Annotated in this window: 30 protein-coding genes and 1 other RNA gene; 7 read left to right on the top strand and 24 right to left on the bottom strand. The window is 49.0% G+C overall.

The genetic code is table 11. The annotated features are described in order from the left end of the window. Position 1: 1 nt before the first annotated feature. Genes HGA34_00800 through HGA34_00785 form a run of 4 tightly spaced genes read right to left on the bottom strand, consistent with a single transcriptional unit; the run spans position 2 to position 1,813 of the window. Positions 2-226 (bottom strand): NifU family protein, encoded by a 225-nt coding sequence (locus HGA34_00800; GenBank protein NTW22066.1) that lies wholly within the window; start codon positions 224-226, stop codon positions 2-4. Positions 227-233: 7 nt separating this feature from the next. Beyond that, positions 234-620 (bottom strand): iron-sulfur cluster assembly scaffold protein, encoded by a 387-nt coding sequence (locus tag HGA34_00795; protein ID NTW22065.1) that lies wholly within the window; start codon positions 618-620, stop codon positions 234-236. A 22-nt stretch (positions 621-642) separates the two neighbouring features. After that, positions 643-1,353, bottom strand: coding sequence for a L,D-transpeptidase (locus tag HGA34_00790; protein NTW22064.1), 711 nt, complete (start codon positions 1,351-1,353; stop codon positions 643-645). A gap of 55 nt (positions 1,354-1,408) precedes the next feature. Next, complete coding sequence (locus HGA34_00785; protein NTW22063.1) at positions 1,409-1,813, bottom strand: Rrf2 family transcriptional regulator; 405 nt, start codon at positions 1,811-1,813, stop codon at positions 1,409-1,411. 285 nt (positions 1,814-2,098) lie between these two features. Here HGA34_00785 and rpmA point away from each other — a divergent pair, with 285 nt between their 5' ends. Further along, a complete protein-coding gene (gene rpmA / locus HGA34_00780) occupies positions 2,099-2,380 on the top strand; it encodes a 50S ribosomal protein L27 (protein NTW22062.1) in 282 nt (93 codons plus the stop codon). A 67-nt stretch (positions 2,381-2,447) separates the two neighbouring features. Here rpmA and HGA34_00775 read toward each other — a convergent pair whose 3' ends face one another. Beyond that, positions 2,448-3,728, bottom strand: coding sequence for a S41 family peptidase (locus HGA34_00775; GenBank protein ID NTW22061.1), 1,281 nt, complete (start codon positions 3,726-3,728; stop codon positions 2,448-2,450). 115 nt (positions 3,729-3,843) lie between these two features. Here HGA34_00775 and murA point away from each other — a divergent pair, with 115 nt between their 5' ends. Beyond that, positions 3,844-5,103 (top strand): UDP-N-acetylglucosamine 1-carboxyvinyltransferase, encoded by a 1,260-nt coding sequence (gene murA / locus HGA34_00770; GenBank protein NTW22060.1) that lies wholly within the window; start codon positions 3,844-3,846, stop codon positions 5,101-5,103. 7 nt (positions 5,104-5,110) lie between these two features. After that, positions 5,111-6,478, top strand: coding sequence for a hypothetical protein (locus tag HGA34_00765; GenBank protein ID NTW22059.1), 1,368 nt, complete (start codon positions 5,111-5,113; stop codon positions 6,476-6,478). Positions 6,479-6,519: 41 nt separating this feature from the next. On the opposite strand, the gene HGA34_00760 is transcribed toward HGA34_00765, so the two are convergent. The 4 genes from HGA34_00760 to HGA34_00745 are packed head-to-tail and all read right to left on the bottom strand — an operon-like array spanning position 6,520 to position 9,968. Beyond that, complete coding sequence (locus tag HGA34_00760) at positions 6,520-7,389, bottom strand: UTP--glucose-1-phosphate uridylyltransferase (GenBank protein NTW22058.1); 870 nt, start codon at positions 7,387-7,389, stop codon at positions 6,520-6,522. 2 nt (positions 7,390-7,391) lie between these two features. Next, positions 7,392-8,180, bottom strand: coding sequence for a glycosyltransferase family 2 protein (locus tag HGA34_00755; GenBank protein ID NTW22057.1), 789 nt, complete (start codon positions 8,178-8,180; stop codon positions 7,392-7,394). Positions 8,181-8,184: 4 nt separating this feature from the next. Beyond that, positions 8,185-9,249 (bottom strand): glycosyltransferase family 2 protein, encoded by a 1,065-nt coding sequence (locus HGA34_00750; protein NTW22056.1) that lies wholly within the window; start codon positions 9,247-9,249, stop codon positions 8,185-8,187. 53 nt (positions 9,250-9,302) lie between these two features. Beyond that, positions 9,303-9,968 carry a hypothetical protein gene (locus tag HGA34_00745; protein ID NTW22055.1) on the bottom strand — a complete coding sequence of 222 codons (666 nt, stop codon included), beginning with the start codon at positions 9,966-9,968 and terminating at the stop codon, positions 9,303-9,305. An 88-nt stretch (positions 9,969-10,056) separates the two neighbouring features. On the opposite strand from HGA34_00745, the gene HGA34_00740 reads away from it, so the two are divergent. Next, positions 10,057-11,532 carry a fused MFS/spermidine synthase gene (locus HGA34_00740; GenBank protein ID NTW22054.1) on the top strand — a complete coding sequence of 492 codons (1,476 nt, stop codon included), beginning with the start codon at positions 10,057-10,059 and terminating at the stop codon, positions 11,530-11,532. 30 nt (positions 11,533-11,562) lie between these two features. Here HGA34_00740 and HGA34_00735 read toward each other — a convergent pair whose 3' ends face one another. From HGA34_00735 to HGA34_00690, 10 genes are read right to left on the bottom strand one after another with little or no spacing between them, the layout of a single operon-like run. Then, positions 11,563-12,432 carry a glycosyltransferase family 2 protein gene (locus HGA34_00735; protein ID NTW22053.1) on the bottom strand — a complete coding sequence of 290 codons (870 nt, stop codon included), beginning with the start codon at positions 12,430-12,432 and terminating at the stop codon, positions 11,563-11,565. After that, complete coding sequence (locus HGA34_00730) at positions 12,425-13,381, bottom strand: glycosyltransferase (GenBank protein NTW22052.1); 957 nt, start codon at positions 13,379-13,381, stop codon at positions 12,425-12,427. The genes HGA34_00735 and HGA34_00730 overlap by 8 nt, the downstream gene beginning before the upstream one ends. After that, on the bottom strand, positions 13,382-14,107 hold the full coding sequence (locus tag HGA34_00725; GenBank protein NTW22051.1) for an NTP transferase domain-containing protein: 726 nt from the start codon (positions 14,105-14,107) through the stop codon (positions 13,382-13,384). It lies immediately after the preceding gene. Between the two features lie 2 nt (positions 14,108-14,109). After that, a complete protein-coding gene (rfbD, locus tag HGA34_00720; GenBank protein NTW22050.1) occupies positions 14,110-14,976 on the bottom strand; it encodes a dTDP-4-dehydrorhamnose reductase in 867 nt (288 codons plus the stop codon). 45 nt (positions 14,977-15,021) lie between these two features. After that, the gene (gene rfbB / locus HGA34_00715; protein ID NTW22049.1) at positions 15,022-16,002 is read right to left on the bottom strand and encodes a dTDP-glucose 4,6-dehydratase; all 981 of its coding nucleotides are present in this window, start codon (positions 16,000-16,002) and stop codon (positions 15,022-15,024) included. A gap of 1 nt (position 16,003) precedes the next feature. Then, positions 16,004-16,378, bottom strand: a complete 375-nt coding sequence (locus HGA34_00710; protein ID NTW22048.1) for a pyridoxamine 5'-phosphate oxidase family protein — start codon at positions 16,376-16,378, stop codon at positions 16,004-16,006. Between the two features lies 1 nt (position 16,379). Continuing rightward, complete coding sequence (locus HGA34_00705) at positions 16,380-16,769, bottom strand: HIT domain-containing protein (GenBank protein ID NTW22047.1); 390 nt, start codon at positions 16,767-16,769, stop codon at positions 16,380-16,382. 16 nt (positions 16,770-16,785) lie between these two features. Further along, positions 16,786-17,235 carry a dTDP-4-dehydrorhamnose 3,5-epimerase gene (locus tag HGA34_00700; GenBank protein ID NTW22046.1) on the bottom strand — a complete coding sequence of 150 codons (450 nt, stop codon included), beginning with the start codon at positions 17,233-17,235 and terminating at the stop codon, positions 16,786-16,788. Positions 17,236-17,258: 23 nt separating this feature from the next. Next, positions 17,259-17,447: a hypothetical protein gene (locus HGA34_00695; protein ID NTW22045.1), complete on the bottom strand. Its 189-nt coding sequence runs from the start codon at positions 17,445-17,447 to the stop codon at positions 17,259-17,261. Beyond that, on the bottom strand, positions 17,437-18,870 hold the full coding sequence (locus HGA34_00690; GenBank protein NTW22044.1) for a hypothetical protein: 1,434 nt from the start codon (positions 18,868-18,870) through the stop codon (positions 17,437-17,439). The genes HGA34_00695 and HGA34_00690 overlap by 11 nt, the downstream gene beginning before the upstream one ends. 68 nt (positions 18,871-18,938) lie before the next feature. On the opposite strand from HGA34_00690, the gene HGA34_00685 reads away from it, so the two are divergent. From HGA34_00685 to HGA34_00675, 3 genes are read left to right on the top strand one after another with little or no spacing between them, the layout of a single operon-like run. Then, positions 18,939-19,409, top strand: coding sequence for a hypothetical protein (locus tag HGA34_00685; protein ID NTW22043.1), 471 nt, complete (start codon positions 18,939-18,941; stop codon positions 19,407-19,409). 22 nt (positions 19,410-19,431) lie between these two features. Then, a complete protein-coding gene (locus HGA34_00680; GenBank protein NTW22042.1) occupies positions 19,432-20,010 on the top strand; it encodes a superoxide dismutase in 579 nt (192 codons plus the stop codon). A 43-nt stretch (positions 20,011-20,053) separates the two neighbouring features. Then, entirely contained in the window at positions 20,054-20,737 is a 684-nt protein-coding gene (locus tag HGA34_00675; protein ID NTW22041.1) for a UMP kinase, read from the top strand. 77 nt (positions 20,738-20,814) lie between these two features. Here HGA34_00675 and HGA34_00670 read toward each other — a convergent pair whose 3' ends face one another. From HGA34_00670 to HGA34_00650, 5 genes are all read right to left on the bottom strand, one after another. Beyond that, positions 20,815-21,963: a glycosyltransferase family 4 protein gene (locus HGA34_00670; protein NTW22040.1), complete on the bottom strand. Its 1,149-nt coding sequence runs from the start codon at positions 21,961-21,963 to the stop codon at positions 20,815-20,817. A gap of 3 nt (positions 21,964-21,966) precedes the next feature. Further along, complete coding sequence (locus HGA34_00665; protein ID NTW22039.1) at positions 21,967-23,085, bottom strand: glycosyltransferase family 4 protein; 1,119 nt, start codon at positions 23,083-23,085, stop codon at positions 21,967-21,969. A gap of 30 nt (positions 23,086-23,115) precedes the next feature. Then, positions 23,116-24,531, bottom strand: coding sequence for a sugar transferase (locus tag HGA34_00660; GenBank protein ID NTW22038.1), 1,416 nt, complete (start codon positions 24,529-24,531; stop codon positions 23,116-23,118). 22 nt (positions 24,532-24,553) lie between these two features. After that, positions 24,554-24,955: RNase P RNA component class A (gene rnpB / locus HGA34_00655), an RNA gene on the bottom strand. A gap of 141 nt (positions 24,956-25,096) precedes the next feature. After that, positions 25,097-25,840, bottom strand: coding sequence for a ZIP family metal transporter (locus HGA34_00650; GenBank protein NTW22037.1), 744 nt, complete (start codon positions 25,838-25,840; stop codon positions 25,097-25,099). Between the last annotated feature and the right edge of the window lie 47 nt (positions 25,841-25,887).

Below are 25,887 nucleotides of genomic sequence, written 5' to 3'. Positions count from 1 at the left end.
ATCAGGCAGCTTCAACGCTTTTGACTTCAGGGATATTCTCGCGGATTGTCGCCTCGATTCCCTGCTTCAAGGTGATTTGCGACATCGGGCAATGCGCGCAGTGGCCAAGCAGGCGGACTTCGAGTTTGCCGGTAGCCTCATCAAAGTTGACGAATTCGACATCGCCGCCATCCATTTGCAAGGCTGGACGGATCTTTTCGAGTTGTTTCTCAATCTTAGCTTTCATATTTTTGCTATTTTGAATTATATTGTTTGATCGCTTCATGCAAAGCCTCGAGACCAAGCATGGAACAGTGGATTTTCGGCGCTGGAAGCCCTCCTAAATCCTTAACGACATCGTCCTTGGTTATGGCCAAGGCCTCATCGATTCCTTTGCCCTTGACCCTGTCAGTCAGGGCCGAGGAAACAGCGATTGCTGCGGCACAGCCCAAAGTTTCGAACTTAATATCCTTGATTACCGGTCCGGGCTTGGACTTGGTCCCCTTCGAATCTATCTTCAGATAGATCTTCATCACATCGCCGCAAGCGGCATTGCCCTTTTGGCCGACAGCATCAGCATTCTTTATCACGCCCTGATTGTGGGGGTTCTTGAAATGCTTGATCACTTGCTTGGTATATATCATATTGTCTTTTGATCGCTTATTAATAAATTATTACAGCAGTGCCTACCTCGGCCCACTTATAAAGCTTTTCCGCTGGACCGACGCCCAAACGGATGCAGCCATGAGACACAGGCTTGCCCAGATGATTCGCCCCTTCTTTGTAACCGTTGGGCCACTCTGGCAATTCATGGAAACCGACTCGTCCGCCGGAAATGCCCATCCAATAAGGCATCCAGAGGCCGTAACTTTTCGACCAGGCGCGGCGGTTCTTGTTGGCTATTTTAAAGGTGCCCTTCGGGGTCGGCATCGATGGGCGGCCGGTAGAAACGGTTGAGGTGCCGAGCCTGACACTACCCAGGAAGTACGCGAGCTCCTGTTTGGCCAGATTGACCTCGATCCTTTTGGCCAGCTTCTCGTTCGGCTTGGTCGGGTCAAAGCCGTTCTTGACTTCTTCGTTGTCTCCGAAGCCATCGCCGTCTGTGTCGACCGCTACCGGGTTGGAACGGAAATTAAGTTCCATTCGGTCGGATAAGCCGTCTTTATCGGCGTCACCATCCTCAAGCCTAAGCGCTTTTTTGCCATCATATGGCGAATAGCCGTTCTTGAGTTCATCGCCATCGGTAAAGCCGTCATTGTCCGTGTCTGCATTCTGCGGATCAGTGTGGTAAACCAGGATTTCATCCTGATCAGACACCTTGTCATGGTCGGAATCCAGAGACGAATCGGCTTGAACGGCCTTAAAACCGAACATAACAACTAAAATAGCGAATACCGCTAACTTCGAGAGTTTTTTGTGTTTGATATGTTTATGATAAAAGCTTATCTAGCGTCAGATCAGTCAATGCGTTCTTGAGCGCATCATTGGTTTTTTTGAAAACCAGATTCACTCCGCAATGGCAATCCGCACTACAATGAATTTTACCATTTTCAGCCAAACAATAAAATAACTCCGTCTCGCCCTCAAGGGCAGAGATGATTTCAAAGACCGAAACGGCCTTCGGCTCACGAGATAACTGATAACCGCCACCTGACCCGCGGCTACCGACTACCAACTTCGCCTGTCTCATTTTGGCGAATAGTTGTTCCAAGTAAGACAAGGACATCTTTTCCTTTTGGGCGATCTCCGTCAATGACAAATCTCCCTGCTGCCAATTACGGCCAAGGCAAATCATCGCACGAAGGCCATAGGTGGTCTTGGTTGAAAATTTCATAATCCTACTAAATTACTTGGTATTAGAAATATATCAGATTATTTGCCCTTGTCAAGTCAAGACAAGAAATGGCTAGATTTATTAAGCAGTTCTTTTTCACTCCTTCGGGGCTGTTAAGAACCGAGTACTCACCCGCCGTCGAAATGTTGACATATGAGTAATTAAATGTTAAACTAAATTCATTATTAAATAAGCCCTACGGGATCTTATTTTTTTGTTTAATACTAGTAATAATTACTCGTTAAGCTCAAGTCGTGGCTTGGCAACAATTAACGGGCGGTTCCTATGTCTACAAAGAAATCGGGTGGCTCCACATCCAACGGCCGAGATTCGAACAGTCAACGTCTCGGCGTCAAACTTTATGGAGGTGAACAGGCTAAGCCAGGCGCAATCATCGTCAGGCAGCGCGGCAGCAAATTCCATCCAGGTGCCAATGTCCGCATCGGCAAGGATGACACTTTGTTCGCCACTGCGATCGGCGTCGTGAAGTTTTCAACCAAAAAAATCATTGGGTTCAACAATAAGCTTCGTCAGATCAAGATCGTCAATGTCGTTTCAGCCAAATAGTCTCATCTCAAAATAAATAAAAGAGCGGTTCGTACGAACCGCTCTTTTATTTATTATCGGGTCTTCTTTACTTGGATTGGGGCTTGGTCAGAAGCTCTATCGCCTTGTCCATCTGAGGATCCTTGTTGTTCTCATAGTCTTCACTCTTGAATTCCACGACCACATCAGGCGTTATGCCCTTCTCGCTTATATTATTACCCTTAGGCGTTAACCACTGGGCGATCGTGACCTTAAGCGAAGAACCATCCTTCAGCTTATCCAAAACCTGGACCGAACCCTTGCCGAAAGTCTGCTTACCGACAAGTTTGGCCACGCCAAGATCCTGCAAAGCGCCAGAAACGATTTCCGAAGCAGAGGCACTGCCCTGGTTCACGAGTACAACTGTCGGAATGCCCTTGAGCCTCGCCAGTCCGGCAGCGGGATACTCATCGCTTTTGCCATCACCGAACCGTTCGCTGACGACTACAGTACCCTTATCGAGCCAATTACCCGCCATGCTAACAGCGACATTCAGATAGCCACCAGGATTATTTCTCAAGTCCAAAATGATGCCTTTAGGCTTTTTGGCGACGATATCATCGACCGCCTGGTTGAATAATACTTCAGTATCATCATTAAAACTGGTAACTGCCACCGTATATATGCCATTTTTGCCCATCGAGGTCTTTACGCTTTTGACGACGATAACGCCTCGGGTTATCTTGATTTCCTTCACTGAATCTTCTCCGTTGTGATTGATAGTCAAAGTCACGACCGTATCCCTGGCACCACGAATCTTGCTCACAGCTTCGTCGACGTTCATGCCCAGGGTCGTGCTGCCATTGATTGCCAAGATGCGGTCACCTGCCCGCAGGCCAGCTTTCTCGGCTGGAGAATCGGGAAGCGGAGCGATAATCAGTAACCGCTCTTTCTTGATGCCGATTTCAGCGCCTATCCCCTCGAAAGTGCCTGCCAAATCATCGGCAAAAACCTTGGACTCTTTGGGGTCGAGAAATACAGTGTAAGGATCGCCAGCGGCGGCGACCATGCCCCTAATAGCGCCATAAAACAGGTCTTCTTCCTTCAGGCTGTCCTTTTTGACGTATTTCTGCTTCAATGTATCCCAGACATCCCAAAAAAGCTGAAAATCCACATTCCGGGCATTCGATTCAGGCGTGGCCTGATTGATGCCCAATATCTTTTCGATGACCTTGGACTTCGACTGTTCTGATGACAGTATCTGGTCTTGCCTGACATTTATTTTTCCGGCCACGAATCCGACTTGAAAAACGATCACTAAAAGGACCAGGCTTAAAGTAATAAAAACTAGCCGCCTCACAGGCCCGCGGCCTTCTTGGTTATAGTTCATAGTGTTGGGTTATTTTTTTTAATTATAACAATCATCTTATTTTTGGGCAAACGGCCAACCTTGAATTTAGGCTAAATTTGGTATAAAATAGTAGAGAATAATTAATAATCAAAATATGCCAAAATATATCATCGAAGGAGGACATGAGCTCGGGGGAGAAATCTCCGTAAAGGGTGCAAAAAACGCTGCCCTTAAGATTATTCCGGCCGCCCTCCTCTCAGCCCAGCCGATCTCCATAAGCAACCTGCCTCAGATCGAGGACGTGCACCAAGCGCTTGACCTGATCAAGGACCTTGGTGCTGAAGTGACGCTTGAGGGCGATAAATGCCGCATCCACGTACCCGAGGTCGCGACCAACGAACTTAAGCCGCAATTTGCCAACAAGCTCCGCGCTTCGATCGTTTTTGTCGGGCCGCTTTTAGCTCGCACCGGAGAAGTCCGCTTCCCTCATCCCGGCGGTTGCGTTATCGGCGCCGGCAAGAGGCCGATCGACTTGTTTCTCGAAGGCTTCGTAGAATTCGGGGCCAAGCTATCAGTCAAGGATGGCTACTACCACCTTGAAGCCAAGCGCCTCAAGGGCTGTTCCTATTTCTTTACCACCATCAGCGTAACCGGCACGGAGACCCTCATGATGGCCGCCACGCTAGCCAAAGGAAAAACCGTACTCAAAAACTGTGCTTGCGAACCGGAAATAAAGGCCCTGGCCGACTATCTGAATTCGCAAGGTGCCAAAATCGCAGGCGCCGGGACTCCGACCATGGTCATCGACGGCGTTGATAAGCTTTCGGCCGGGGATTTCCGCATTGTTCCTGACCGCATTGAAACCGGCACTTTCGCCATCTTGGCCGCTGCTGCGCAGGCGCACCTGAAGGTCACCGACTGCGTCCCGGAGCACATCGAGATACTGCTTAGCATCTTTGAAAAAATCGGAGTCAAATTCAAGACCGGCAATGATTTCTTGGAAATCTTCCCTAGCAGCAAACTCAAGGCTTACAGTATTAAGACTCATGAATATCCAGGCTTCCCCACCGATCTGCAATCTCCATACACCGTTCTAGCCACCCAGACCAAGGGCAGCTCCATCATCCACGAGACCATCTATGACCGCCGCCTGCTCTTTACGGACATGCTCACGCAGATGGGGGCCGACATCATCATGTGCGACCCGCATCGAGTGGTGGTCAATGGTCCGACGCCATTGGCCGGGCGCAAGCTGACTAGCCCTGACCTCCGCGCCGGCATCGCCATGATCATCGCCGGACTGATCGCCCAAGGCAAAACCGAAATCGATAATATCTACCAGATCGAGCGAGGTTATGAGATGATCGATTCACGACTGAGCTCGCTCGGAGCCAAGATTAATAAAGTTGAATAACCAGTCCATGACCTTAGCCAAACGAAGATTGCTATATTTCATATTTATCGGCGCTTTCTGCATCATCACCCCATTGGTGATACTTTACGCCAATGGCTACCAGCTGAGCTTCAGCAAGAAAGCTCTTGTCAAAACAGGAATGCTGATTGTCGACACCTACCCGCAGAATGCGGAAATCAAGCTTGATCTGCAGTCGCAAACCAGCCTCATCAACAGGTTGTTGAGCTTGAATGACAGAATCGCGACACCGGCAAAAGTAAAGAATCTGATACCTGGAGAATATGCCGTCCAGTTCAGCTTGCCTGGTTACTGGACCTGGAAGAAGATGCTGCAGATCAAGCCAGGCGAATCGACATACGCCGAAGATGTTACCCTTTTCAGGCAGGTGCAGCCAAGACTGCTGTCTGCTGGCGAAAAGACCGCGCTGGCTGCTTCGCCCGATGCGAAACTTTTTCTAGCTACGGGACACAAAACCGCTGAGGTGTTCGATGGCGAGATGCAAACGGTCGTCGCCAGCAGTTCGGCCAGCAGCTCAGCCAAGGCCATATGGTCAAGCGATGGCAAGCTTGCCCTGGCTGGCGAGACGCTGATCCGCCCTGGCCAAGACACCCAAGATATCAATATCGAAAAAATATTGGGCAAGAATATCTCGAATGCCAAATGGTCGGGTTCTAACGGGTCGATTTTGTTCTATCATATCGGCAACCAAGTCTTCCAATACGATATCAACGAGCAGAAAAGCGTGACGCTCTTTTCTGAATCAGCCATTCCACAAACCCTCAAGGGCCTGCCGCTCTTGGATTTCGTCCACATCGGCGACAAGCTCTATTTATCCTTTTATCGCCAAGCTAAATCTATCGTAGTCCAATACGACCTCGGGAGCGGAGCCGCGATACGGGAGACGGCCATACCGTCGTCGAAAGAAGTCGCCTTCATCAACTACGACCAAGGGCATGTGAACCTATTAGACCGGGCCAGCGGCAACTTGCACCTGTTGAATTTTGATAACTACTACCCGCTTGAAGATACTATCAGCAATATCACTAATGGCTATTGGGCCTCGGAAGATCGACTGCTAGGTTGGAATGAGTCCGAGATTTTCATTTACGAAAAGAATATCAAGCAGAAAAACCTCCTGACCCGCGTCGCCCGTCCTGTCCGCCAGGTTCTGTGGCACTCCAGCAATAATTATGTCATCTATGCGACTGACAACGAGATTACCAGTTTCGAACTTGATGATCGCGACAGGCACAATACGATCGTTCTAGCCGAAGGTGAAAACATCAAGAGCATCGCCCTAGACAAGAAATCGACCATGCTTTATATCATCGGAAAAATACAAGGCCAGCCAGGACTCTTTAGTCTCGAGCTCTAGCCATAAAAAAACGCGCCCACGAAGGGCGCGTTTTTTTATGGCTATTTCTTTTCCAACAAATCTTTAGCGAATTTTCTAACCTCCTTGCCTATATCTTTGCGGTCGAAGGCATATTTCATAATCGTAGTGATATAATTCAGCGGATCGCCAGTAGTCAGCCATTCGCCGTCTTCGACTGTCTTGGCCATGAATTTGCCCCCATTTTTGACATAAGTCCTGATGGCATCGACTATCCAGAGCTCGTTCCCTTTTCCCAGGGCGGTCTTTTTGAGGATGTCCACTATTTCCTGATTGAGGACCATGCGGCCGAAATCAGCCAGCCGTGAAGGCGCCTCCTCGATTGATGGCTTCTCGATGATGTCCTCGATTTCCATGGTCTTGCTCCTTAGCTTGACTATGCCATAGCGATTCACCTGGCTTTTCGGGACTTCTTGGACGGCGATTATGGGATTGCCATGTTTTTCATAATCCTTGACCATCTGCTTGGTGAATGATACTTTCGATTTCACCAGATCATCTCCGAAGCAAAAAACGAACGGCTCGTCCTCAACCAAGCTGGCTGCTGACAGGATCGGTGTGCCGTTGCCGTAAGGACCTTTCTGCCTGACGTAGATAAAATTAGCCATATCGGCGATCTTTTTGACCTCATCCAAAAGATGCTCCTTCCCTGCCTGCTTCAATTCATGGGTCAAAGCCCAGTTATAATCAAAATGATCTTCCAAAGGCTTCTTATCCCACTTGGTGACCAGGATAATGTCCTGGATGCCGGCTTCAACCAGTTCTTCGACAACCAGCTGGATGATGGGCTTATCGACGATCGGGAGCATTTCCTTGGGCATCGACTTTGTGGCTGGCAATAGGCGCGTTCCTGAACCGGCAACCGCCACGATGGCTTTCTTGATTTTCATAATTTTTATTTAAATTTCCATTTGAGAGAATATTTGAGCAAGGAACAAAGATGGACTCTGGACATCTTGTTGGCAAACAGCGCTACGAGCCAATGCTTCTTGGCGCTGGCCCGGCTATGGTGATGGACTACTCGCGCCGATGGCAGGTAGACCACTTTGAAGCCGGCAAGATTGATGCGGCGGCAAAGGTCGGTGTCCTCGAAATACATGAAAAAACGCTCATCAAAAAGCCCGACCTGATCCAAAACTTTCCGACGGATCAAAAGGCATGACCCCATGATCCAATCGACGGCCTGGGGTTTCTTAAGGTCAAGATTTTTTAATAGATAATAATCCAGATAATCTTTAGCAAAACCGCCCAAGAAAGTCCGCCTGACTAGCGGCAAGACCAGATTGGGGTAACGGTAGCATGAGTCCTGCGGGGTGCCGTCAGGATAGACCAGCTCCGGTCCGACCAGGCCTGTGCCCGGGTTTTGCCTGAGATAATAGACCATCGTCGCAATCGCCTTAGGCTCGACTTCCGTGTCCGGATTAAGCACTAGCACGAACTCGCCGCGCGACTGCCTGATACCGACATTGTTGCCCGCACCCATGCCGACATTCGCGCTGTTTTTGATAAAAACCAAGCCTTCAAGCGCCCTTTTAGCATCCTGTTCTATCGGTTCCGAAGAATCGTTGTCAACCAAAATAACCTCCTTCTCTAAGCCGAAAAAATCAGCACGAGCGAGCGAAGCCAGACAAGCCAAAGTCTTGTCGCGGGTATTATAATTTACGATGATGATGCTTAGGTCCATCTTGTTACCAAACTATTAAGCGCTTGATTGCACGCCAATAAACGGTGAAGATGATATTGGCAATCCGCAAAGGCAACGATTCCAGTTCCTGGAATTCGATCCTCGAGGCAAGCATATTAATTATCGCCCTGTCAGGCACTTTGCGCAAGTTTTTGACTCCGCGACGGCCGGCTAGGATATAGCGCCAGCTGCCGGGGTACAAAAAGTACGCATATACTCGAAGTTTCTCCTTAAACCAACCGCCCTTGGCCGCGAACAGAAGTTGTCCCACCTCCATAATCAACATAGCCGGCAGGATCAGGATAATAGTCGCCAGCTTATAATTCTTGAAAATTACGACTAGGCGGTTACGGTCCATCCAATAATATTTACTGATGCTGCGGCTGAACTCATATTTATGAAAAACCACCGCCTGCGGTGCTAAGTGGCAGCGGAGACCAGCCAGCCAAATTCGCCAGCCTAAATCCTGATCTTCGTTATACATCCAAAGCACCTCATCAAATAATCCGATGGTGCGCAAGGCCTCGGCTGTAAACATGACAGCCGCCCCTGAAGGATAAAAGATCGCCTTGTCCTCCATGCTTTTCAAATCAAGTTTCGCGCCGTCATTACCGTAACCCTCGCAATAACCGAAGCCCATGAAATGGGTAGCATTGCCCAGGCTGTTAACCTTCTCCTTATCCGGCCAAAGCATCAGGCGTGCTTGCACTGCGCCAATAGACTCATCGCGCTCAACCGCCTTGACCAATTCCGATACGGCGCTTTGGTGGGCGATAGTATCCATGTTCAGAAGCAGGACATAATCAAAACCTTGCTCCATCGCGCTACGCATGGCGACATTGTTGCCCTTGGCGAAACCTGCATTGTCGACGTTCCGAATAATTTCAGCCTCAGGAGCTTGGCTCTTGAGGTATGCGTAACTTTCCTCACTAGTCTCATTATCAACTAAAAAAAGCTTGGACTCACCGGTCCAATCTTGCGTTCTGACACCGACCAGGCAGTCGGTTAAGTATTTTTTGGCATAATCACGCCAATTCGGGCTGATTATGATAGCGACTTTTTTCGCCATAATATAGCTTAATTCAGATTATATTTTAGCTTATCTTAGATGATAAATCAATATCATTGAGCAACGTTGGTCAGACCGCAAGCCCCGTCGGCCCATAAGCCGCGCCCGCTGTTTTTAGCCTCAAGCTGGGCGGACTTGAACTCTTTCTGATACTTGTAGGGGTTATCATAAGTATACTCGTAAGCGTACCCCTGCTTGATTATTTCTAAGTTATAAAATAGCCCCTCTTTAGTCCTGACATAGCGTAGCAAGCGGCCGTACTTATCGCGGTCTGTCTGGGTCGGGTCGCTCTCAAGCTCGACCTCCTGACCGTTCAGAAACTCCTTCGCTTTGACGGAGGCCTCTTTGCCGAAACATTCCACCGGGCGGCGCGGGTCGACAGTTTCGGGCGTATTGATGCCGATCAATCTTAGACGCTGGGCTTTGCCCTCTATCTCCACATCGATCGTATCACCATCGATTACCTTAACGACTTTATAATAAGTCTTTTCAACCTTGATGGGGTCCTGTTCTGCCGTAGTCTTGGGTGCCGTGGGGAGGAGCTCCGCTTCTTCATTTATAGTTTTGACCCTCTGGTTGTTATACTCCGTAATTTCCTTGCCTTGGTTCAAGGCACCGACCAGAGTCTGGCTGTAAGTCTTTTTTGCCGGGCCTTCCGTTTCGGCGGCGCAACCTGCCAAGAGGAAAGCTAAAAGCGCAAATAGGTATATTTTTTTCATGGTTTTACAAAAAATAGCTAAAATTATATAATATCAATATCTTAATTTTACTTCATTAACCCATAATACTCAACTCATGAAAAATAACCTGCTAGAAATTGCCGTCTTTGTCAGCGGCGCGGTCGTCATGATTTTCGAATTGGCTGGATCAAGGATTCTAGCCCCCTACCTTGGCACCTCGCTTTATGTTTGGACTTCGATCATCGGTATAATCCTCGGCAGCTTAAGCATCGGCTATTGGCTCGGTGGAAAATTAGCCGACAAGAACCCCAGCCTTAAGCAGCTTTCTTTAATAATTTTTTTCAACGGTTTGTGCATCGGGCTGGCTGGAATCATAAAAGACCCGCTCCTGACTGCGGCTTTTCCGGTGATGAGGCACTTCACTTCGGTGTTTGCCATCGTTTCCTCATTGATTCTTTTTGCGCCAGCCAGCATCTTGGCCGGCCTCGTCTCGCCTTATGCCGTCAGACTCAAGATCGATAGTGTCGGCACCTCTGGCAAGACTGTCGGCAATCTTTACGCCATATCGACAATCGGCAGCATCGCCGGAACTTTCTTTGCCGGGTTTTTCCTAATTCCCACTTTTGGCACAAGCAACATCGTCTTTGGCCTGGCCATAACGCTGATTATCTTGTCTCTCGTGGCCTACCGGCAGGACTCGGTCATTCAGAAATCAATAGCCATCGCCGCTTTCGCACTGTTGATTTTGGTCCCAACTCCCATAACTAAGCCCTATGTCCGAGCGGACATCATAGATATCGATACCAGGTATAACCGGCTTTGGCTGCACCAGATAACGGATGAAGAGACGGGAAAGCCTGTACTGCTAATGCAAACGGATTTTAAAGGCGCCCAATCCGGGCGCTTTCTTGATTCTAATGAGCCGGTTTTCGATTATATGAAATATTACCAGCTGGCAGAGTACTTCAATCCGAAATCCACGAAGTCGCTGATGCTGGGCGGTGCAGCCTACACCTACCCCTCCTATTTTCTTGAACACTATCCCAAGTCGAGTATCGATGTCGCGGAAATCGATCCAGGCATGACCGAGGTGGCGAAGAAATATTTTCATCTCGATGCCGCCAATCCCCGCTTGCGCATCTTCCATGAAGACGCCAGAATCTATATGAACAACACTACTGAAAAATACGATGCCATTTACAGCGATGTTTTCGCTTCAACCAATATCCCCCACCAAATGACGACCGTCGAGACTGCCAAGCAGATGAGTTCCATCCTGAACGAAAACGGCGTAGTTATGCTCAATATCATATCGGGCATCGAAGGCAAGCGGGGCAAATTTCTGCGAGCTGAAATTGCGACTTTCAAATCTGTGTTTCCTCAGGTTTACCTCTTCCCGGTAAAGCCAGGCAAAGACAGTCAAACGACCCAGAACGTAATGCTGGTCGCCTCGAAGAACCCATCACGATTCGATTTCAAAACCGACGACAAACAATTGCAGACCATGCTCGACGCCAGATGGGTCAAACCTATAGAAGACGACATGCCGATTTTGACTGACGATTTCTCCCCCGTGGAGTACTATCACCAGCAAGCGCTATAACTTAAAAGACCATCCGACAAGGATGGTCTTTTAAGTTTTGGCGGTAGGTCTGACTTTAATCTTCTCTGCCAAGACGGCAGCGGTCCTGCCGATCGGCCAAGCCGATTTCAATATCCAATACTGCCAACCCGGGTGCCATTTTTTGAAATATTTGAGCATGCTGTCCTGAAAATATTTCTGAGTCGTGCCGCGCTTGACTTGCTTGAAGCTTTGTCCGACATAATCCACACACTCTGATACGGGCGTATACCAGACCTCTAAACCCTTCTTCTCTGCCCGACGGCAATAATCGACTTCTTCGAACCAGATAAAATAATCTTCGTCCAACAAGCCGATGTCGCGGACAGTCTCTTTACGGAGCATGAAAAATCCGCCACGGACCGAATCGACACGTGCTGGCTGGGTGTAATCAAAATCTTCTCTCAGATAGCGACCAAGAATGCCGCTGAAAAGATGGGGCAGCTTCAGAACGATCGCCAGCTGGTCGGCAAAAGCCGGAAAACGGCGCACATGCTTTACGGTAATACCTGTTTCATTGATGAGATGGCACCCGGCAATGGCCGCCTGAGGATTGATTCTCATCCAATCAACCATCTTGACCATGGTGTCAGGTGCGGGTTTCATGTCCGGATTGAGCAATAAAATGTAGTCACCTCTGGCCGAAACGATCGCCTGATTATTGGCCTTGGCAAAGCCGAGATTTTCCTTGTTGGCAATCAGATTAATCCAAGGAAACTCGCTTGCGACCATTTCGGCAGTGCCATCGGCCGAATCATTGTCCACGACAAAAATCTCGAAGTTCAACTCGCCGGTGCTAGCATGCAAGGCCTGCAGGTTTTCCCTGAGCTTGTCCTTTACATTCCACGAAACGATAATGATTGATAGATCGACTTTATTCATAGTATTTCAGCCCTCGCCTCTTTATGGCAATCTGCCTCAATTCAAGTAAGAGATAGGGTTCGAATAGGCAGACATACGCCAGAAGATAGCATTGCTGCCTGACTAGCCTCAATTTTTCAATAAAACCGAGCGTTCGCCAATATTTGCAATATATCAGCTGCTGATTGACGAACGACCAACTTCTGACCAGCCTCGATTTCCCGCTGCGGCTGCTGATGCGCGAAAGCAATCCTTCGCCCTTACCTGCTGCGGTGCGATCGTGATAGCCGACCGCACTGGCCACGAGCCGAGATTTGCTTCCTCTAAGTACTAAACGCATAGCAAGATCGCAGTCTTCCTTATACATGAAGAAGTGCTCATCGAAATATTGCCCCTCCTCCTTTATTCCCTCCAAGGATTCGAGGCGGAAAAGCCCTGCTGCACCCGATGGTCCGAGGATGTCAGCCTTATCATACTGCCCGTCATCATTTTCACCCTGCCCTAAGTCAAAAAATTGCAAGCTCGGCCGCAGCACGATGCCGCAACTATCGATCATGTCGGTCTTTTCAGATTTTTCAAAATTCCAGCGCCTCAGCTTAGGGCAAGCTGATGACAATGAGCTGTCGGCATCCAGCACCCCAGCCAACACGCTTATCGCTGACGCTTCCAGGATAATATCGGGATTCACTACGAAAAAATATCTTGCCCCGTCAGAAACTGCACGAGCGATCATTAAATTATATGCTTTGCCGAAGCCGAGATTCCTCCCGGCTGACAAAACCTCGACCTCAGAGCGGGAGTGCAGATAGTCAAAATTGGCGCTGTCGGTCTCGGTATTATCAAAGGCCACGACCTTCAGTTCGACGCCAGTTTGCCCGGCTAGCGAATCAAGAAAATACGGGAGGTACTTTAAAGTCGACTCGCCGTAAGCGATGAAACCCACCCAAATTTTCTCTTTATGGTCAGTCATTTAGATTACCATCTTGTCCTGCATCTTTTCTTTGGCAAAATTCTGGGCGTGCAGGAGGCTTTCGAAAGTACCGGCATCAAGCCACTCGCCATTGACCATGGCGACGTCTAATTCACCCCTTTCCAAATACCAGCGGTGAAGATCGACTATTTCATACTCGCCGCGAGCGCTCGGCTTGCAGTTCTTAGCCACTTCGACCACGCGATTGTCGTAAACGTACAATCCTGTCAGCGCGTAATCGCTAATCCAATCCTGCGGCTTCTCTTCGACTTGCACCGCATGCATCTGGTCATCAAACTTGACGACGCCGAAGCGCTCAGGATCAGAGACTTTCTTAGCAAAAACCTTGGCACCTGACTTGAAATTTTTGATATCGCTAGAAAAGTCGTCCTCAAATATATTATCGCCCAAGATCATGGTTACGTCGTCGCAGCCGATGAACGACTCGCCGATGACGAAAGCTTCCGGCAAACCGGCCGGCTTATCCTGGATTTCGTAGGTAAATTTGACCCCGAATTCTTTGCCTGACCCTAGAAGATTGAGGTAGTCGCCGGCCCGCTCCGGCGCGACGATGATCAGGATTTCCTTGATACCCGCCTTGATAAGGGTATTCAAGGGATAATAGATCATCGGCTTATTATAGACCGGCAGCAACTGCTTCGACGTGATTTTGGTCAGCGGCCTCAACCGTGTTCCCGACCCTCCTGATAAGATGATTCCTTTCATAGTTATTTCTTAATAGCTAAATATTCCTTCAAAGCATCCTGCCAGCTGCGCATCTTCTTGAGCTTGGTATTGAGCAGCGCTGAATATTTCGGGCGCTTGGCTGGACGCGGAAACTTATCCGAAGTCACCGGGATTATCTTGATTTTCAAACCTGCCTGTTTGAATAGTTCCTTTGCTGCATGGTACCAGGTGACAGGCTTGGCGTTAGTGACATGGTAGATGCCATAACCGTAATCTCCGTCAATGATATCCTTGGTCCTTTGGGCTAAATCCGGCGTATAGGTGAAGCAGCTAACTTCCTCATTGACTATCTCCAGCTCTTTCTTCTCGCGGGCTAATTTGAGCATCACATCGAAGAAACTCGGCTTGGCCAATTCGCTGGCGCCCTGCGGACCGAACAGTTTTGACGTACGGATGACATACCACTTCAACCCCCTGCCAGACAAGCGGATGATCTCCTGTTCGCCCTGCAGCTTGCTTTCGCCATATTTGCTGATCGGTCTGGGCTCATCGTCCTCCTTGTATCCGGCTTCGTTGTCGCCGGCAAAGACGTAGTCAGTCGAAAAATGAACCAAGATCGCTCCGATAGAAAGGGCCTCTTTAGCCAGATTGGCCACAGCCTCGACATTAAGCTTCTTGGCCACAGCCCAGCCTTCGTCAGTCTCCATGTGGTCAACAGCGTTATAGGCTACGGCGTTGATGATTACCGATGGCTTGAGGTCATCGATCTTCTTTTTGATCAAGCCCTTGTCGGTCACGTCGATCTCGCTCCGGTCCCAACCTATCACCGAACACATCGGGTCGGCGCTGAAAACCTTCACTAATTGTTGACCCAGATTACCCTGGGCGCCCAAAACTAATATTTTCATAAATTTCCGACTTTGTGGGTCGTCGTCAAGCCAAGTAGTATTTTCTTAACCGTGGTGCCTAGACTTAAGTTTCTGCCACCATTCAGGATTTTCCTTGTACCAAGCCACGGTTTTCTCGAGACCTGTCTTAAAATCTATCTTCGGGTACCACTCGAGCTCTTGTTTAGCTTTAGAAATATCCATAGCATAACGGAAGTCATGACCCTTACGGTCCTCGACATATTCAACCATCTCATCGCCGACACCCATCATCTTGAGGATATCGTTAGTGATTTCCAAATTTGAAAGCTCATTCTCTCCTCCCAAACAATAGGTTTCGCCGATTTTGCCGCGTTCGATTATCGCCTCGACGCCAGCATTATGGTCATCGACATAAATCCAATCACGGATGTTGGAGCCGCGTCCATAAACCGGGACTTTTTTGCCCTCCATAAGATTGGTGACGAATAACGGAATCAATTTTTCCGGGAATTGGTAAGGGCCGTAATTGTTAGTGCAGTTGGAAATGGTTACCGGCAGCTTATGCGTATGCCAATAAGCCCGCACCAAATGGTCAGAGGCCGCCTTGGAGGCGCTGTAGGGGCTCCTTGGGTCGTAAGGCGTGGTCTCGCGGAACTTGTCCCCATCCAGCTCCAGTGAGCCGAAAACCTCATCGGTCGAAACGTGATGGAAACGGATATTGCCATTATTTTTGGCGGCGTCAAGCAATACTTGCGTGCCAAGGACATTGGTCCTGACAAACGGACTCGAATCGCTGATCGAGCGGTCGACGTGCGACTCGGCCGCGAAGTGGACGATCAAGCTGACGCCCTGGACTAGATCGTGCACCAATCCTGCATCACAGATATCACCTTCGACCAATTCGTAATTATAGTTCTTCTCCTCGATATCTTTGAGGTTGTCGGCGTTGCCGGCATAAGTCAGCAAGTCAAGATTGACGATATAATCGTCAGGATGATTCTTGAGCCAGTAACGGATGAAATTGGAACCGATGAAGCCGGCGCCGCCGGTAACGAGTAGTTTCATATTATGATAATAACTTTTTAACATTAGTAACCTTGACTACGATGGCGCTCCTGACGTCATAACCTTCATTGTCCGGCATCTCTTTGACGAACTCGAACCACTTGCCTTCGGTCTGGCTTTCAGCCGTGCCTCGAAGCTCGAAGCCCACGCAAGCCTCCTCCCACTCCTTGTTCCAAACCGCCATAGCGACGCGGTCATCGGCCTTGAGATTTCCGACAGACTCTTCCATGTGGGAGTTAGTGATGATGACCTGGTCACCGAAAACTTTGCAATATGCAACGGCAATCGAATGCGGCGAGCCGTCAGGACTGATCGTCGTAAACGCCACTGCGTTGTTCTCTATCAATTTCTTTATTCCCGGTTCTATCAGCGTCATATTATTCGGCTAACCTACTCAGAATTTGCTGCATCTCGCCCTCGCCGTATTTCTTGGTCGGCCAGAACCCGGCCAAGCCGTCATCATAAAATCGAGGAATCAGGTGGATATGGAAATGCGGCACGTCGAGCCCGACGACGGACACGGAAACGTAATCGGCCTCAAGCCCCGCCTTGATCTTGATCATGAGTTTTTTGGCTTGGACATAGCAATAGGCCAATAAGTCATCGGGCACGTCCTGCATCATCTGGTGATGTTCTTTGGGAATGACCAAGGTGTGACCATAATTAACCGGGTTAATATCCAAAAATGCGAAAACTTTATCATCCTCATAAATTTTAGCCGAGGGGATCTCGCCTTTGACGATTTTGCAGAAGATGCAGTCGCTCATATTTTTCAAATCATTATTAAACGATATGGTATGGCGAGTCCGGCTTTTCCTCCCAGCGAATCTCGTCTATTTCCTCCTGCTTATTCTCTCCCTTGTAAAGCTTGTCCGGCAGGTTGATGGAATACGCCGGGCCCTTGATGCACTTATAGCCATGCACCACCCCAGGCGGCACGATTGCCATGGCCGGATTGTTCTCTCCCACCTCGACGTTGACGTATTCGCCATTGGTCGGGCTGCCTTCGCGGCGATCCCACAGGTGTAAAGAAAAGGTGCCTGGTCCGACGAAATAAAAACAGTCGGCCTGCGAGACGTGCTCATGCGGTCCACGGACTATGCCTTCGTTAGTCAAACTGACGTAACCCATGACGCTGCGGTAATCGGTTTCGTCGTTGCGATAGATTTCAGCCAGCCAACCGCGGTCATCTTTGTACTGGGCCAGCGTTTTGATCACGACTCCTTCAATCATAATAATTGCTAAAATTAAACAAATTAAAGCCCTTTTTCTGAGCCTTTTCTAAGTTTTAGGATACCAAAAACCAGCCAAAAAAGCAAGACTGCATTTATGTTAATATAAGCCAAAACAACTCCCGGCCAGGCCAACTCAAGCGCGGTAAAAACCGCCAGCGCACCTGTTAAAGCATAAAATGCCTCGGTTATGATCACTTCCTTATTTCTCATAAAAAATATTTTTAAATTTGCCCCACCAGCTGCTGCCGCTGAATTCGATAGCTATTTCCTTCAAGACCAGTTTGCGTTGAGGCTCCTCCTCCGCTTTCAGCCCAGGTATAGATATCATGAAGCTGTATTTGTAAAATTCCCGGTAAGCTGACTGGCCCAGCTCGAATTCGGCTTCAGCCGTCCGCCAGCCATCCTTATCCGTTTTTGGCGGGGTGTAATCAGCTACTACGAATTCGACGCCGCGCTGGCCAGGAAAGAAATTCGGGCCTACTTTCAGAAAGCCCGGGTCAACGAAACTGCCAACCAAGGAAAAGACGCCGTCACCCGAAACGATCATATCGTCTTGAGGCAAGACTACTCTTGTCAGTCTGTCTTTCGTCGTGACGCTGTATTGCCGATAAGTTTCGGTTACGGCCAATTTGTTTTGGCCGACCGTCACCGTCGAGAGCTTGGAGGGATTCAAAGTCTGAACATTGACCTCTTGGCTATCCGTGTCCAAGACTATCGGTTTCTTAGCGCCCTCGGCGAACCAGACTTTATTAATGAAAGCCAGCTTTGATTGTGGTGTCTCGATGCTGTCTGTCACGATATCATCGTTCCCTGCCAGCTCAAGCCGATAAGCGGCTTCTGGCAGCCTAGAAGCCTCCAATTTGAGCTCGCGGGGCTGTGCTGCTTTGCCCGTATCGCCGGCGACTCCGTCATCTTGAAGCTTAACGCTCTGCAGCAATCTTGAACCTTGCCAAAGCTTCAGCTCGACAGGATCCGAATCTCGATTAAGATTAAGGTCACGGATCGCGAGATGGAAAGATAACTTCTCGTCCTTAATGTAGGTATGAAACTGGTAACTCCCCCGTATAGGATAGGCGAACTGATTGGTCGATGTGCCCGGTTGATAATCGAAAAGCTTGAAGGGCGCCGCTAAGCCGAAATTATAAACAGCCACCCGGCGCGGCTCTGGCAGGTTGCGGAAAAAATCATCGAGATTCGCGAACTTTTTCTCCTTCTGCAAAAGCAGAGTCTGCCCCTGGCGTATGGAGGACCAACTATCCGACAGCTCATCCAGATTGCGATTTTCCAATGGCTTGGTCTGGTAGCGCCAGACCCTTTTGTCAGTAAGTACCCCCGCTTCGATTACTTTGATATCATCCGGGGCTTTATACTTGACAGTAACCTTGGCTCGAGCGAAGGCTCGAGGCGTGCGCACGGCGAAATATGCCGGATCGCCGACAATCGACTGTTCCCCGCCGCTTGGAGGCAAAACGCGCTCCTCGGGCGTGAGCTTGCGAATGAAGTACCCAGGATTTTTAAAGTCGATTTTATAGGTAATCCGCCCGCTTGGCACCACCCCCATATACAAAAGCCACCCCGTAACCAGGGCTAAAGCTGACCATAAAATTAACCTTATCTTAATGTTGGGTGACATAATATAATTATAGCCCTAACCTTGGCATTATGCTATAATTTAAGCAAGTTAAGCCAATAAATCAATATATGACCAACCAAAAAGATAGCCTTATCGAGCTCATGGCCACCCATGAGGAGACCTTGAGCCAACTTTACCAGATTTATAGCCAGAAATACGACTATTATCAGGCCTTTTGGCAAGATATCGCCTCGGAAGAGATAGATCATGCCCGCTGGTTGCACGCCCTCAACAAAAGGGCTAACCGGGGTGAATTGTCTTTCGACGAGCACCTGTTCAAGCTGCCCGCCATCACGACTTCCTTGCAATATCTTTCCCAAAAAGTCACAGAGGCGCGATTGGAAGATATTCCGGTCTTGAAAGCGCTCTCGATATCGCGCGACTTGGAAAATAGCATGATTGAACAGAAATTCTTTATCGTTTTTCAGACCGATTCCCCTGAATTGAAAAAGGTTTTTTCCGAGCTTGAAGACGCAACTAACCTTCATGCTCACAAGATCAAAGACTTGCTTGATGCCCAAGGACAACTGCCAGTCTAATAAATAATCATAAATCAAACATATGGCTTACGCCGCAAAAAACTTTGATAATCTTCTGGGCATACCAGGCATTTCCGACCAATTGCTTACGAATCATTTTACCCTTTACCAAGGCTACGTCACCAATACCAACAAGGTACTTGAGGAACTCAAGAGCCTCCTCGCCGCCGGCCAACAATCTTCGCCTCAGGCTGCCGAGTTGCGCCGGAGGATGGGCTGGGAATGGAACGGCATGCGCTTGCATGAGCTCTACTTCGCCAATCTGACAAACAAGCCGGCTCCTTATGATTTCAATTCCGCCTTGATCCAGAAAATAACCGCCGATTTCATCTCGATGGAAAACTTCGAAGCGGAGCTGCGTTCCGTCGCTTCGATGCGCGGCATCGGCTGGGCAGTCCTCTATCACGACCCAGCCGCCGACCAGCTGCTTATCTCTTGGGTCAACGAGCACGACCAAGCCCACCTGGCCGGTGCTAAGCCATTGCTCGTCATTGATGTCTTCGAACATGCCTTCATGATCGACTACGGCTTGAAGCGGGCTGATTACATCGATGCAGTCATGAAGGTCATCGATTGGGAGGCCGTTGCCGCCAGATTATAATTATTATTCCGAGGGAGCATCGCTCCCTCTTTTTTTCTTGCTTATGGACAAAAATATCACCATAATTTCTCTCGGCGGCTCCCTGATCGTGCCTGATGGCATAGACACGGCATTCCTTAAAGGCTTCAAGCGGTTGATCGACGGCCTGACCGCCAAGGGCCAGCGTTTCGTTATCATCTGCGGCGGCGGCAGAACCGCCAGGGTTTACCAGTCAGCCGCCAAAAGCGTAATCAAACTGACTGACGAAGATATCGATTGGCTGGGCATCCACGCCACCCGGATCAACAGCCATCTGATGCGCACCATCTTCTACCAAACCGCCCATCCCGCAATTATCAAAGACCCGACCGAGAAGATCGACTTCAAAGAAAGCGTGCTGATTGCCGCTGGCTGGAAGCCAGGCTGGTCGACCGATTATGATGCCGTCTTGATCGCCGAACAGCTTGGCGCCAAAAGACTGATCAACTTATCCAATATCGAATACGTTTACGACCGTGATCCGAAGAAATTCAAGGATGCCAAAAAAATCGAAATGTCCAACTGGCAAGATTTCCGCAAACTGCTTCCTGAAAAATGGTCCCCTGGTTCGAACTCTCCTTTCGACCCGATTGCTAGCAAGCTTGCAGAAAGGCTAGGAATGGAAGTTGATATTCTCGACGGCAAGGACTTGAAAAACCTCAAACTCTGTCTCCAAGAAAAAAAATTCAAAGGCACTACCATCAGATAAGAAAAACGGCCTGCTCGGCCGTTTTTCTTATTCTCCTAAATAAATTTTCGTTGGGGTAAATCAACCGGAATGGTTATTCACCTTACGCTTCTTATCAATTTCAAATATTTTTCAGATGCGGCCGGCCAGGTGAATCTTGCAGCCTGCGCCAAACCCTTCTTTCTCAAATCAGCCGAGGCCTCTTCATCTGCCAGTACGGACGCCATGGCCTTGGCCATATCAGCTGCATCAAACGGGTCGGCATAAGCTGCAGCCGTACCGAGCACCTCCGGAAGGCTTGAGGCGAAGCTGGAAACGACGGGGGTGCCGCAAGCCATGGCTTCGAGCGGCGGAAAGCCGAAACCTTCGTAAAAAGACGGGAAGACGAATAGCTCGGCCGAACTGTACAACGACGATTTGTCACGATTGTCTACGTAACCGATGAACTTGATCTTGTCACGGTATCTGGAAGTCTGCCACGTCTTTATAATCGCCTCGCTCTTCCAGCCGCGACCGCCGGCAATGACAAGCTCCAGATCGCCCAAACCCTGATTGTTATCAAGCATGATTTCAAACGCCTTGATCAGCCCCTCGATATTCTTTCTTGGCTCGACCGTTCCAAGGGTCATGATGAATCTACCAGCCAATCCGTATTTTTTTCTGGCTTCAAGAACTGCCTGGCTGCGGCGTTCCACCGGAGCATATGACGAAGCGATTCCGGAGTGTATGACCTCTATTTTTTCAGGCTTTACCCCGCAAAGTTCGACTAAGTCAGTCTTAGTGTTCTCGCTGATAGCCACAACCTTCGTAAACTCATGTACCAGTTTCTTGGCTGCCAGTTGCGAATGCCAGACATTTTTGCGCCAAGAAAAGAAATGCGGATATCGCAAAAACGACAGGTCATGCACGACCAGAATGCTCGGGCATGATCGGGATAGGGCATAAAAATTTATGTGAGGAGCAAAAAAAACATCTGCTTCGGCCGAACGATCAAGCTTGGGCCAATGCAAATGCTTTTGAAATATGTAGTTGAAAAGCTTATTCGGATAATGTGTCGAGGTGACATGGACATTCCCCTGTTTGAATTCCGGGAAACGGTGCTCAACCTGCCTGAATGAATTGTAATACAGACGGAAATCATCTTCTTGGTCGAGCGCCAGCATGCCCAAGAGTATTTCTTTAGTAAACTCTGAAACTCCGCTATAGCTCGAGTCCATCAGCGGTCGGATGTCGAAGCCGATTTTCATATCTTAAAGCTTGCAGACTTTGTCCGAAAAATTCTCGTACTCCTTCTCTATGAATTGCTTGATTTCACGAACGAAACGCTCCCTTGAAAATTTCAGTGCGTGCTGCCTGATCATTTGCGGGTCATATTTGGACGGGTCGAAACGGTTCAGGACGGCCACGATGGCCGAAGCAGTCTGCTCATAGAAGAATTCTCCCGTCTCGCGGCCGATGATGGTCTCCTTGGCTCCACCGCGGCACAAGGCAATGACCGGGCGGCCTGATGCCATGGCTTCGACAGCCGTGATGCCGAAGTCCTCCTCCTGAGGGTTGATAAAAGCCAAGCATCGGCTATACAAAGCCGCCTTCTCCTGGTCGTCGACGCGGCCGACGAATTCGATATTTTCATGGCCCTCGGCCATCTTCTTGAGGCGGGCCATATCGATCCCATCACCGAAAACCTTAAGCTTCTTCCCCGTCTTCATAAAAGCCTCGATAACTATGTCCACCCGTTTATAAGGCGCCAAGCGACCGCCAATCAGATAATAGTCGCCGACTTCCTGGCTAATGTCAAAACTGCCCGTCTCGACCGGCGGATAGATGACGGTCGAATCGCGATGATAATATTTCTTGATCCGCTGGGCGATAAACTGAGAGTTGGCGATATACGAATCAACGCGATCGGCCGCCAAGCGATCCCACAGCCTGAGCGAACTCAGCATGTAGGAGATGACTTTCTTGAGATATTTGTTATATCTGAGTTCCTTGATGTATTGATGCGTGTCGCTCCAGAGGTACCTAGTTGGGGTGTGGCAATAGCAGATGTGCAAGGTCTCGGTCGAAGTGATGACGCCCTTGGCGAAAGCGCTGGCGTCAGAAATTACCAAGTCATAGCCGGAAAGATCAAAGAACTCCACCGCCATCGGCATGAACGGCAAATACCATTTATAATGCTTTACTCCGCCAGGAAGCTTCTGAATGATCGAGGTTTCGATCCGCTTGTCCTTAAAGTTCTTGTCCGCATTATTCTTCTCGTAAAGCAAAGTGTAGATAGGGGCGGTCGGAAAAAGTTCGGTAAAAACCTTCAGAACTTTTTCAGCTCCTCCGTCCTGTGCCAAGTGATCATGTACTAAGGCGACGCGCATATGTTTCTATGTGTTTCTAAAATTTCCGAATTATTCTGCCTTGCGGCTCTTGAGCACTGCCCATGGCGTCTTGAGCAAGATCGAGAGGTCGAGCAGTAACGACCAATTCTCAATATAATAGGTATCGAGCTTCACTTCTTCCTCGAATGAAAGATCGCTCCTTCCGGAGACCTGGGCCAAGCCGGTGATACCCGGCTTGATGGTCAGCACTTTCTTGTGCGACTGCTCGTACTTGGCAACCTCTTCCGGCAGATGCGGCCTCGGTCCCACGAGACTCATGTCTCCTCGAAAAACCAGGAAAAGCTCAGCCAGCTCGTCGATGCTGTAACGCCTAATGAAGCGGCCGATCCGAGTGACGCGCGGGTCATCCTTGATCTTGACCAGGGGTGAACCAGAGCGCAAGTCGCGGTCGGCAAGGTCGGTATAGCGCATACTGTCGGTACCTGGACGCATTGAGCGGAATTTGAAATAGCGGAACAACCTGCCGCCTTGGCCGACACGGAAGACGGGCGAGCCGTCATCGCGCTGGGAAAAGAAGACCGGTCCGCGCGAATCCATCTTGATGATGATTGCCGTCACAATCGTGATCGGGCTGGTCAAGATAATCAGGACCACCGAACTGACGATATCGAAGAAGCGCTTGATGATCCGGCCCCAGCCCTCCAGAGAAGTTCGCTGGACCTCGACGATCGGGATGCCGGCGATCTCGTCGACCTCGGTCTTCAAAACCTTGGCATCAAGCAGATCGGCGGCGTATTTGAAAGTCAGATGATGTTCATCAGCAAAATCAAACAAGCGCAATATTTCAGCTTTGGAAAGGTTGGGGTCAGCCTGGATAATCTCATCAATTTCCTTGTTTTTAAGAAACTCTTCCAGTTCCTGGGAAGTTTCGATGCTGAAATCGCGCAGGCGCTTCATCACCTCATAACCGCTAGCCTTCTGGCTGGAAAAGCGGTTGATCAGAATGTCGGCTGTCTTACTATTGCCGACTACCACGACCTTATGCACGCCGATGTCGTAGCTGAAAAGCACCCGTTGTATCAGGCGGATAAGCGAGCGGGCGATGACGATATACAATATGGCCAAGAGCCAGGCCGCCAATACGATGAAACGAGAGGAAAATAACTCACGGGAGAAGAACAGAATGATCACCACCAGGACCAGACCGGTAGAACAGGCCTGCACGATACTGTAGAGCTCCTCAACCAAGCTCTTTGTGCCCTTGATGCGGTAAAGGCCGGCAAAAGCGAAAATCATCAGCCAGGCCATGGCGATGGCCAGTAGGATCTGCAAGAACTCCGCGAAAGGCAAATTAAAAATTACCGGCCGGATTTCGGTGGTAATCTGAGCGAAGCGCAAGTTGTAGGCCGAGATGCCGGCCAGGACGATCATTAGGAAATCCAGCGGCACCAACAAAAATGAGAACACCAGCTCCGATCGTTTCATAATTGGAAATTAAAACTCAATAATTCCAAGGCAAGCTGTAAGCCGGATTCTGTCTGCCGCTTCGCGGGAGGCAATTATCTATCTGGGTGTGCCGTTGCCGACACCCTCAAGCGAGCCACTTTTCATCATCCGCCCTAAAGCGGATGGTTTGCTCTTGCTCCGGATGGGGTTTGCCACGCAGCCCGTTCACACGGGTGCGAACCAAGTAGCTTTCGTTCACTGGCATGCCGTTAGAACCAAAACACCCTGGCACTTTTCACCTTTCACCGTCTTTGACGGCTAGTATCGTCTCTGTGGCACTTTCCGTAGGATTTCTCCCCGTGGCCGTTAGCCACCATCGCTTTCAAGAATTTTCATTCTTTCGGAGTCCGGACTTTCCTCTAAAATAGCGTTTTACTATTTCAGCAATTGCCCGCTTGCCTTGGAATTATTGATTTTTAAAGATAGTTTACCACTAAATACTAGCACCCGACAGGCTAAAAGTCAATATAAAAATATTACCTAATGTTAGATAATATTTTACTAAAAAAGGCTTAAAAATTTTGATAATTACGGCTTTTATGTTCTAATATGCATTTAATAAACTGACTAACACGACCGAAATAACCCCCAAAACCATACTGACTGAAGGGGCCAAGCGATTTCGGCTGGCAAAAACCGAGTTCGGAATCAGTTCGAAAGCGGAAATAAAAATCATAATTCCGGCGGTGATCGCAATGAAAAAACCGACTACATCAAGAGGCAAGTCATGGAAGAAATAATAGCTTAGGACAAAACCGAATACCGTCGGCACCAAGGTAGACATCGTGACCAGGACAGACTGGAGCTTGTTCCCTGTCAGTTGATAATACGGCACCGTGGTCGCTATCGCTTCAGGTATGTCATGGATAGCTATGGCTAAGGCAACCCTCAACGACATCTCCCAGCTAGAGAGGGCGCTCAAACCGATCGCCATGCCTTCGGGGAAATTATGGAAGAGTATGCCGACGATAAGAAGAATGACAACACGCTCGAACTTGCGGCGCTTGAGCTGATACCAGGGCGTCACGGTTTTGACATGCCTCATGATCCGGCTTACGAAATTAATCATCAAACCTCCCAGCAGTACGCCGAAAAGCATGGTGGGAACATTGACGAATTGGAGGCTTTCCGGAATCAGCTCATAAAAAGAGACCATAAGCATCACTCCGGCTGAAAATGAAAGCATCAGCAAAGAATATCTTTGATCGGGTTTCTTAACCACACCGATAAGCGAACCGACCAGCGGCCCGACCGAAAGTATGAACATTATTGAAAGCAAGTTCGTCATGATCTTTAAAATTATCTCGTGTCTACATATCAGTATAGCAAAGAGAT

It is taken from the genome of Candidatus Falkowbacteria bacterium, from assembly GCA_013336275.1.
Taxonomy (GTDB): Bacteria; Patescibacteriota; Patescibacteriia; order Patescibacteriales; family GWE2-39-37; genus JAAXUA01.
The sequence above is the reverse complement of the archived record's forward strand: the minus strand, read 5'-3'. Positions and strand labels throughout refer to the sequence as shown.

What these genes read in the sequence shown, in the direction of transcription:
- HGA34_00730 (NTW22052.1), bottom strand. Translation starts at nt 13,381, where the DNA reads ATGACTGACCATAAAGAGAAAATTTGGGTGGGTTTCATCGCTTACGGC.
- HGA34_00725 (NTW22051.1), bottom strand. Translation starts at nt 14,107, where the DNA reads ATGAAAGGAATCATCTTATCAGGAGGGTCGGGAACACGGTTGAGGCCG.
- HGA34_00700 (NTW22046.1), bottom strand. Translation starts at nt 17,235, where the DNA reads ATGATTGAAGGAGTCGTGATCAAAACGCTGGCCCAGTACAAAGATGAC.
- HGA34_00690 (NTW22044.1), bottom strand. Translation starts at nt 18,870, where the DNA reads ATGTCACCCAACATTAAGATAAGGTTAATTTTATGGTCAGCTTTAGCC.
- HGA34_00775 (NTW22061.1), bottom strand. Translation starts at nt 3,728, where the DNA reads ATGAACTATAACCAAGAAGGCCGCGGGCCTGTGAGGCGGCTAGTTTTT.
- rfbD (NTW22050.1), bottom strand. Translation starts at nt 14,976, where the DNA reads ATGAAAATATTAGTTTTGGGCGCCCAGGGTAATCTGGGTCAACAATTA.
- rpmA (NTW22062.1), top strand. Translation starts at nt 2,099, where the DNA reads ATGTCTACAAAGAAATCGGGTGGCTCCACATCCAACGGCCGAGATTCG.
- HGA34_00735 (NTW22053.1), bottom strand. Translation starts at nt 12,432, where the DNA reads ATGAATAAAGTCGATCTATCAATCATTATCGTTTCGTGGAATGTAAAG.
- HGA34_00705 (NTW22047.1), bottom strand. Translation starts at nt 16,769, where the DNA reads ATGAGCGACTGCATCTTCTGCAAAATCGTCAAAGGCGAGATCCCCTCG.
- murA (NTW22060.1), top strand. Translation starts at nt 3,844, where the DNA reads ATGCCAAAATATATCATCGAAGGAGGACATGAGCTCGGGGGAGAAATC.
- HGA34_00800 (NTW22066.1), bottom strand. Translation starts at nt 226, where the DNA reads ATGAAAGCTAAGATTGAGAAACAACTCGAAAAGATCCGTCCAGCCTTG.
- HGA34_00765 (NTW22059.1), top strand. Translation starts at nt 5,111, where the DNA reads ATGACCTTAGCCAAACGAAGATTGCTATATTTCATATTTATCGGCGCT.
- HGA34_00755 (NTW22057.1), bottom strand. Translation starts at nt 8,180, where the DNA reads ATGGACCTAAGCATCATCATCGTAAATTATAATACCCGCGACAAGACT.
- rfbB (NTW22049.1), bottom strand. Translation starts at nt 16,002, where the DNA reads ATGAAACTACTCGTTACCGGCGGCGCCGGCTTCATCGGTTCCAATTTC.
- HGA34_00785 (NTW22063.1), bottom strand. Translation starts at nt 1,813, where the DNA reads ATGAAATTTTCAACCAAGACCACCTATGGCCTTCGTGCGATGATTTGC.
- HGA34_00710 (NTW22048.1), bottom strand. Translation starts at nt 16,378, where the DNA reads ATGACGCTGATAGAACCGGGAATAAAGAAATTGATAGAGAACAACGCA.
- HGA34_00660 (NTW22038.1), bottom strand. Translation starts at nt 24,531, where the DNA reads ATGAAACGATCGGAGCTGGTGTTCTCATTTTTGTTGGTGCCGCTGGAT.
- HGA34_00670 (NTW22040.1), bottom strand. Translation starts at nt 21,963, where the DNA reads ATGAAAATCGGCTTCGACATCCGACCGCTGATGGACTCGAGCTATAGC.
- HGA34_00695 (NTW22045.1), bottom strand. Translation starts at nt 17,447, where the DNA reads ATGAGAAATAAGGAAGTGATCATAACCGAGGCATTTTATGCTTTAACA.
- HGA34_00680 (NTW22042.1), top strand. Translation starts at nt 19,432, where the DNA reads ATGGCTTACGCCGCAAAAAACTTTGATAATCTTCTGGGCATACCAGGC.
- HGA34_00790 (NTW22064.1), bottom strand. Translation starts at nt 1,353, where the DNA reads ATGTTCGGTTTTAAGGCCGTTCAAGCCGATTCGTCTCTGGATTCCGAC.
- HGA34_00665 (NTW22039.1), bottom strand. Translation starts at nt 23,085, where the DNA reads ATGCGCGTCGCCTTAGTACATGATCACTTGGCACAGGACGGAGGAGCT.
- HGA34_00650 (NTW22037.1), bottom strand. Translation starts at nt 25,840, where the DNA reads ATGACGAACTTGCTTTCAATAATGTTCATACTTTCGGTCGGGCCGCTG.
- HGA34_00685 (NTW22043.1), top strand. Translation starts at nt 18,939, where the DNA reads ATGACCAACCAAAAAGATAGCCTTATCGAGCTCATGGCCACCCATGAG.
- HGA34_00745 (NTW22055.1), bottom strand. Translation starts at nt 9,968, where the DNA reads ATGAAAAAAATATACCTATTTGCGCTTTTAGCTTTCCTCTTGGCAGGT.
- HGA34_00750 (NTW22056.1), bottom strand. Translation starts at nt 9,249, where the DNA reads ATGGCGAAAAAAGTCGCTATCATAATCAGCCCGAATTGGCGTGATTAT.
- HGA34_00675 (NTW22041.1), top strand. Translation starts at nt 20,054, where the DNA reads ATGGACAAAAATATCACCATAATTTCTCTCGGCGGCTCCCTGATCGTG.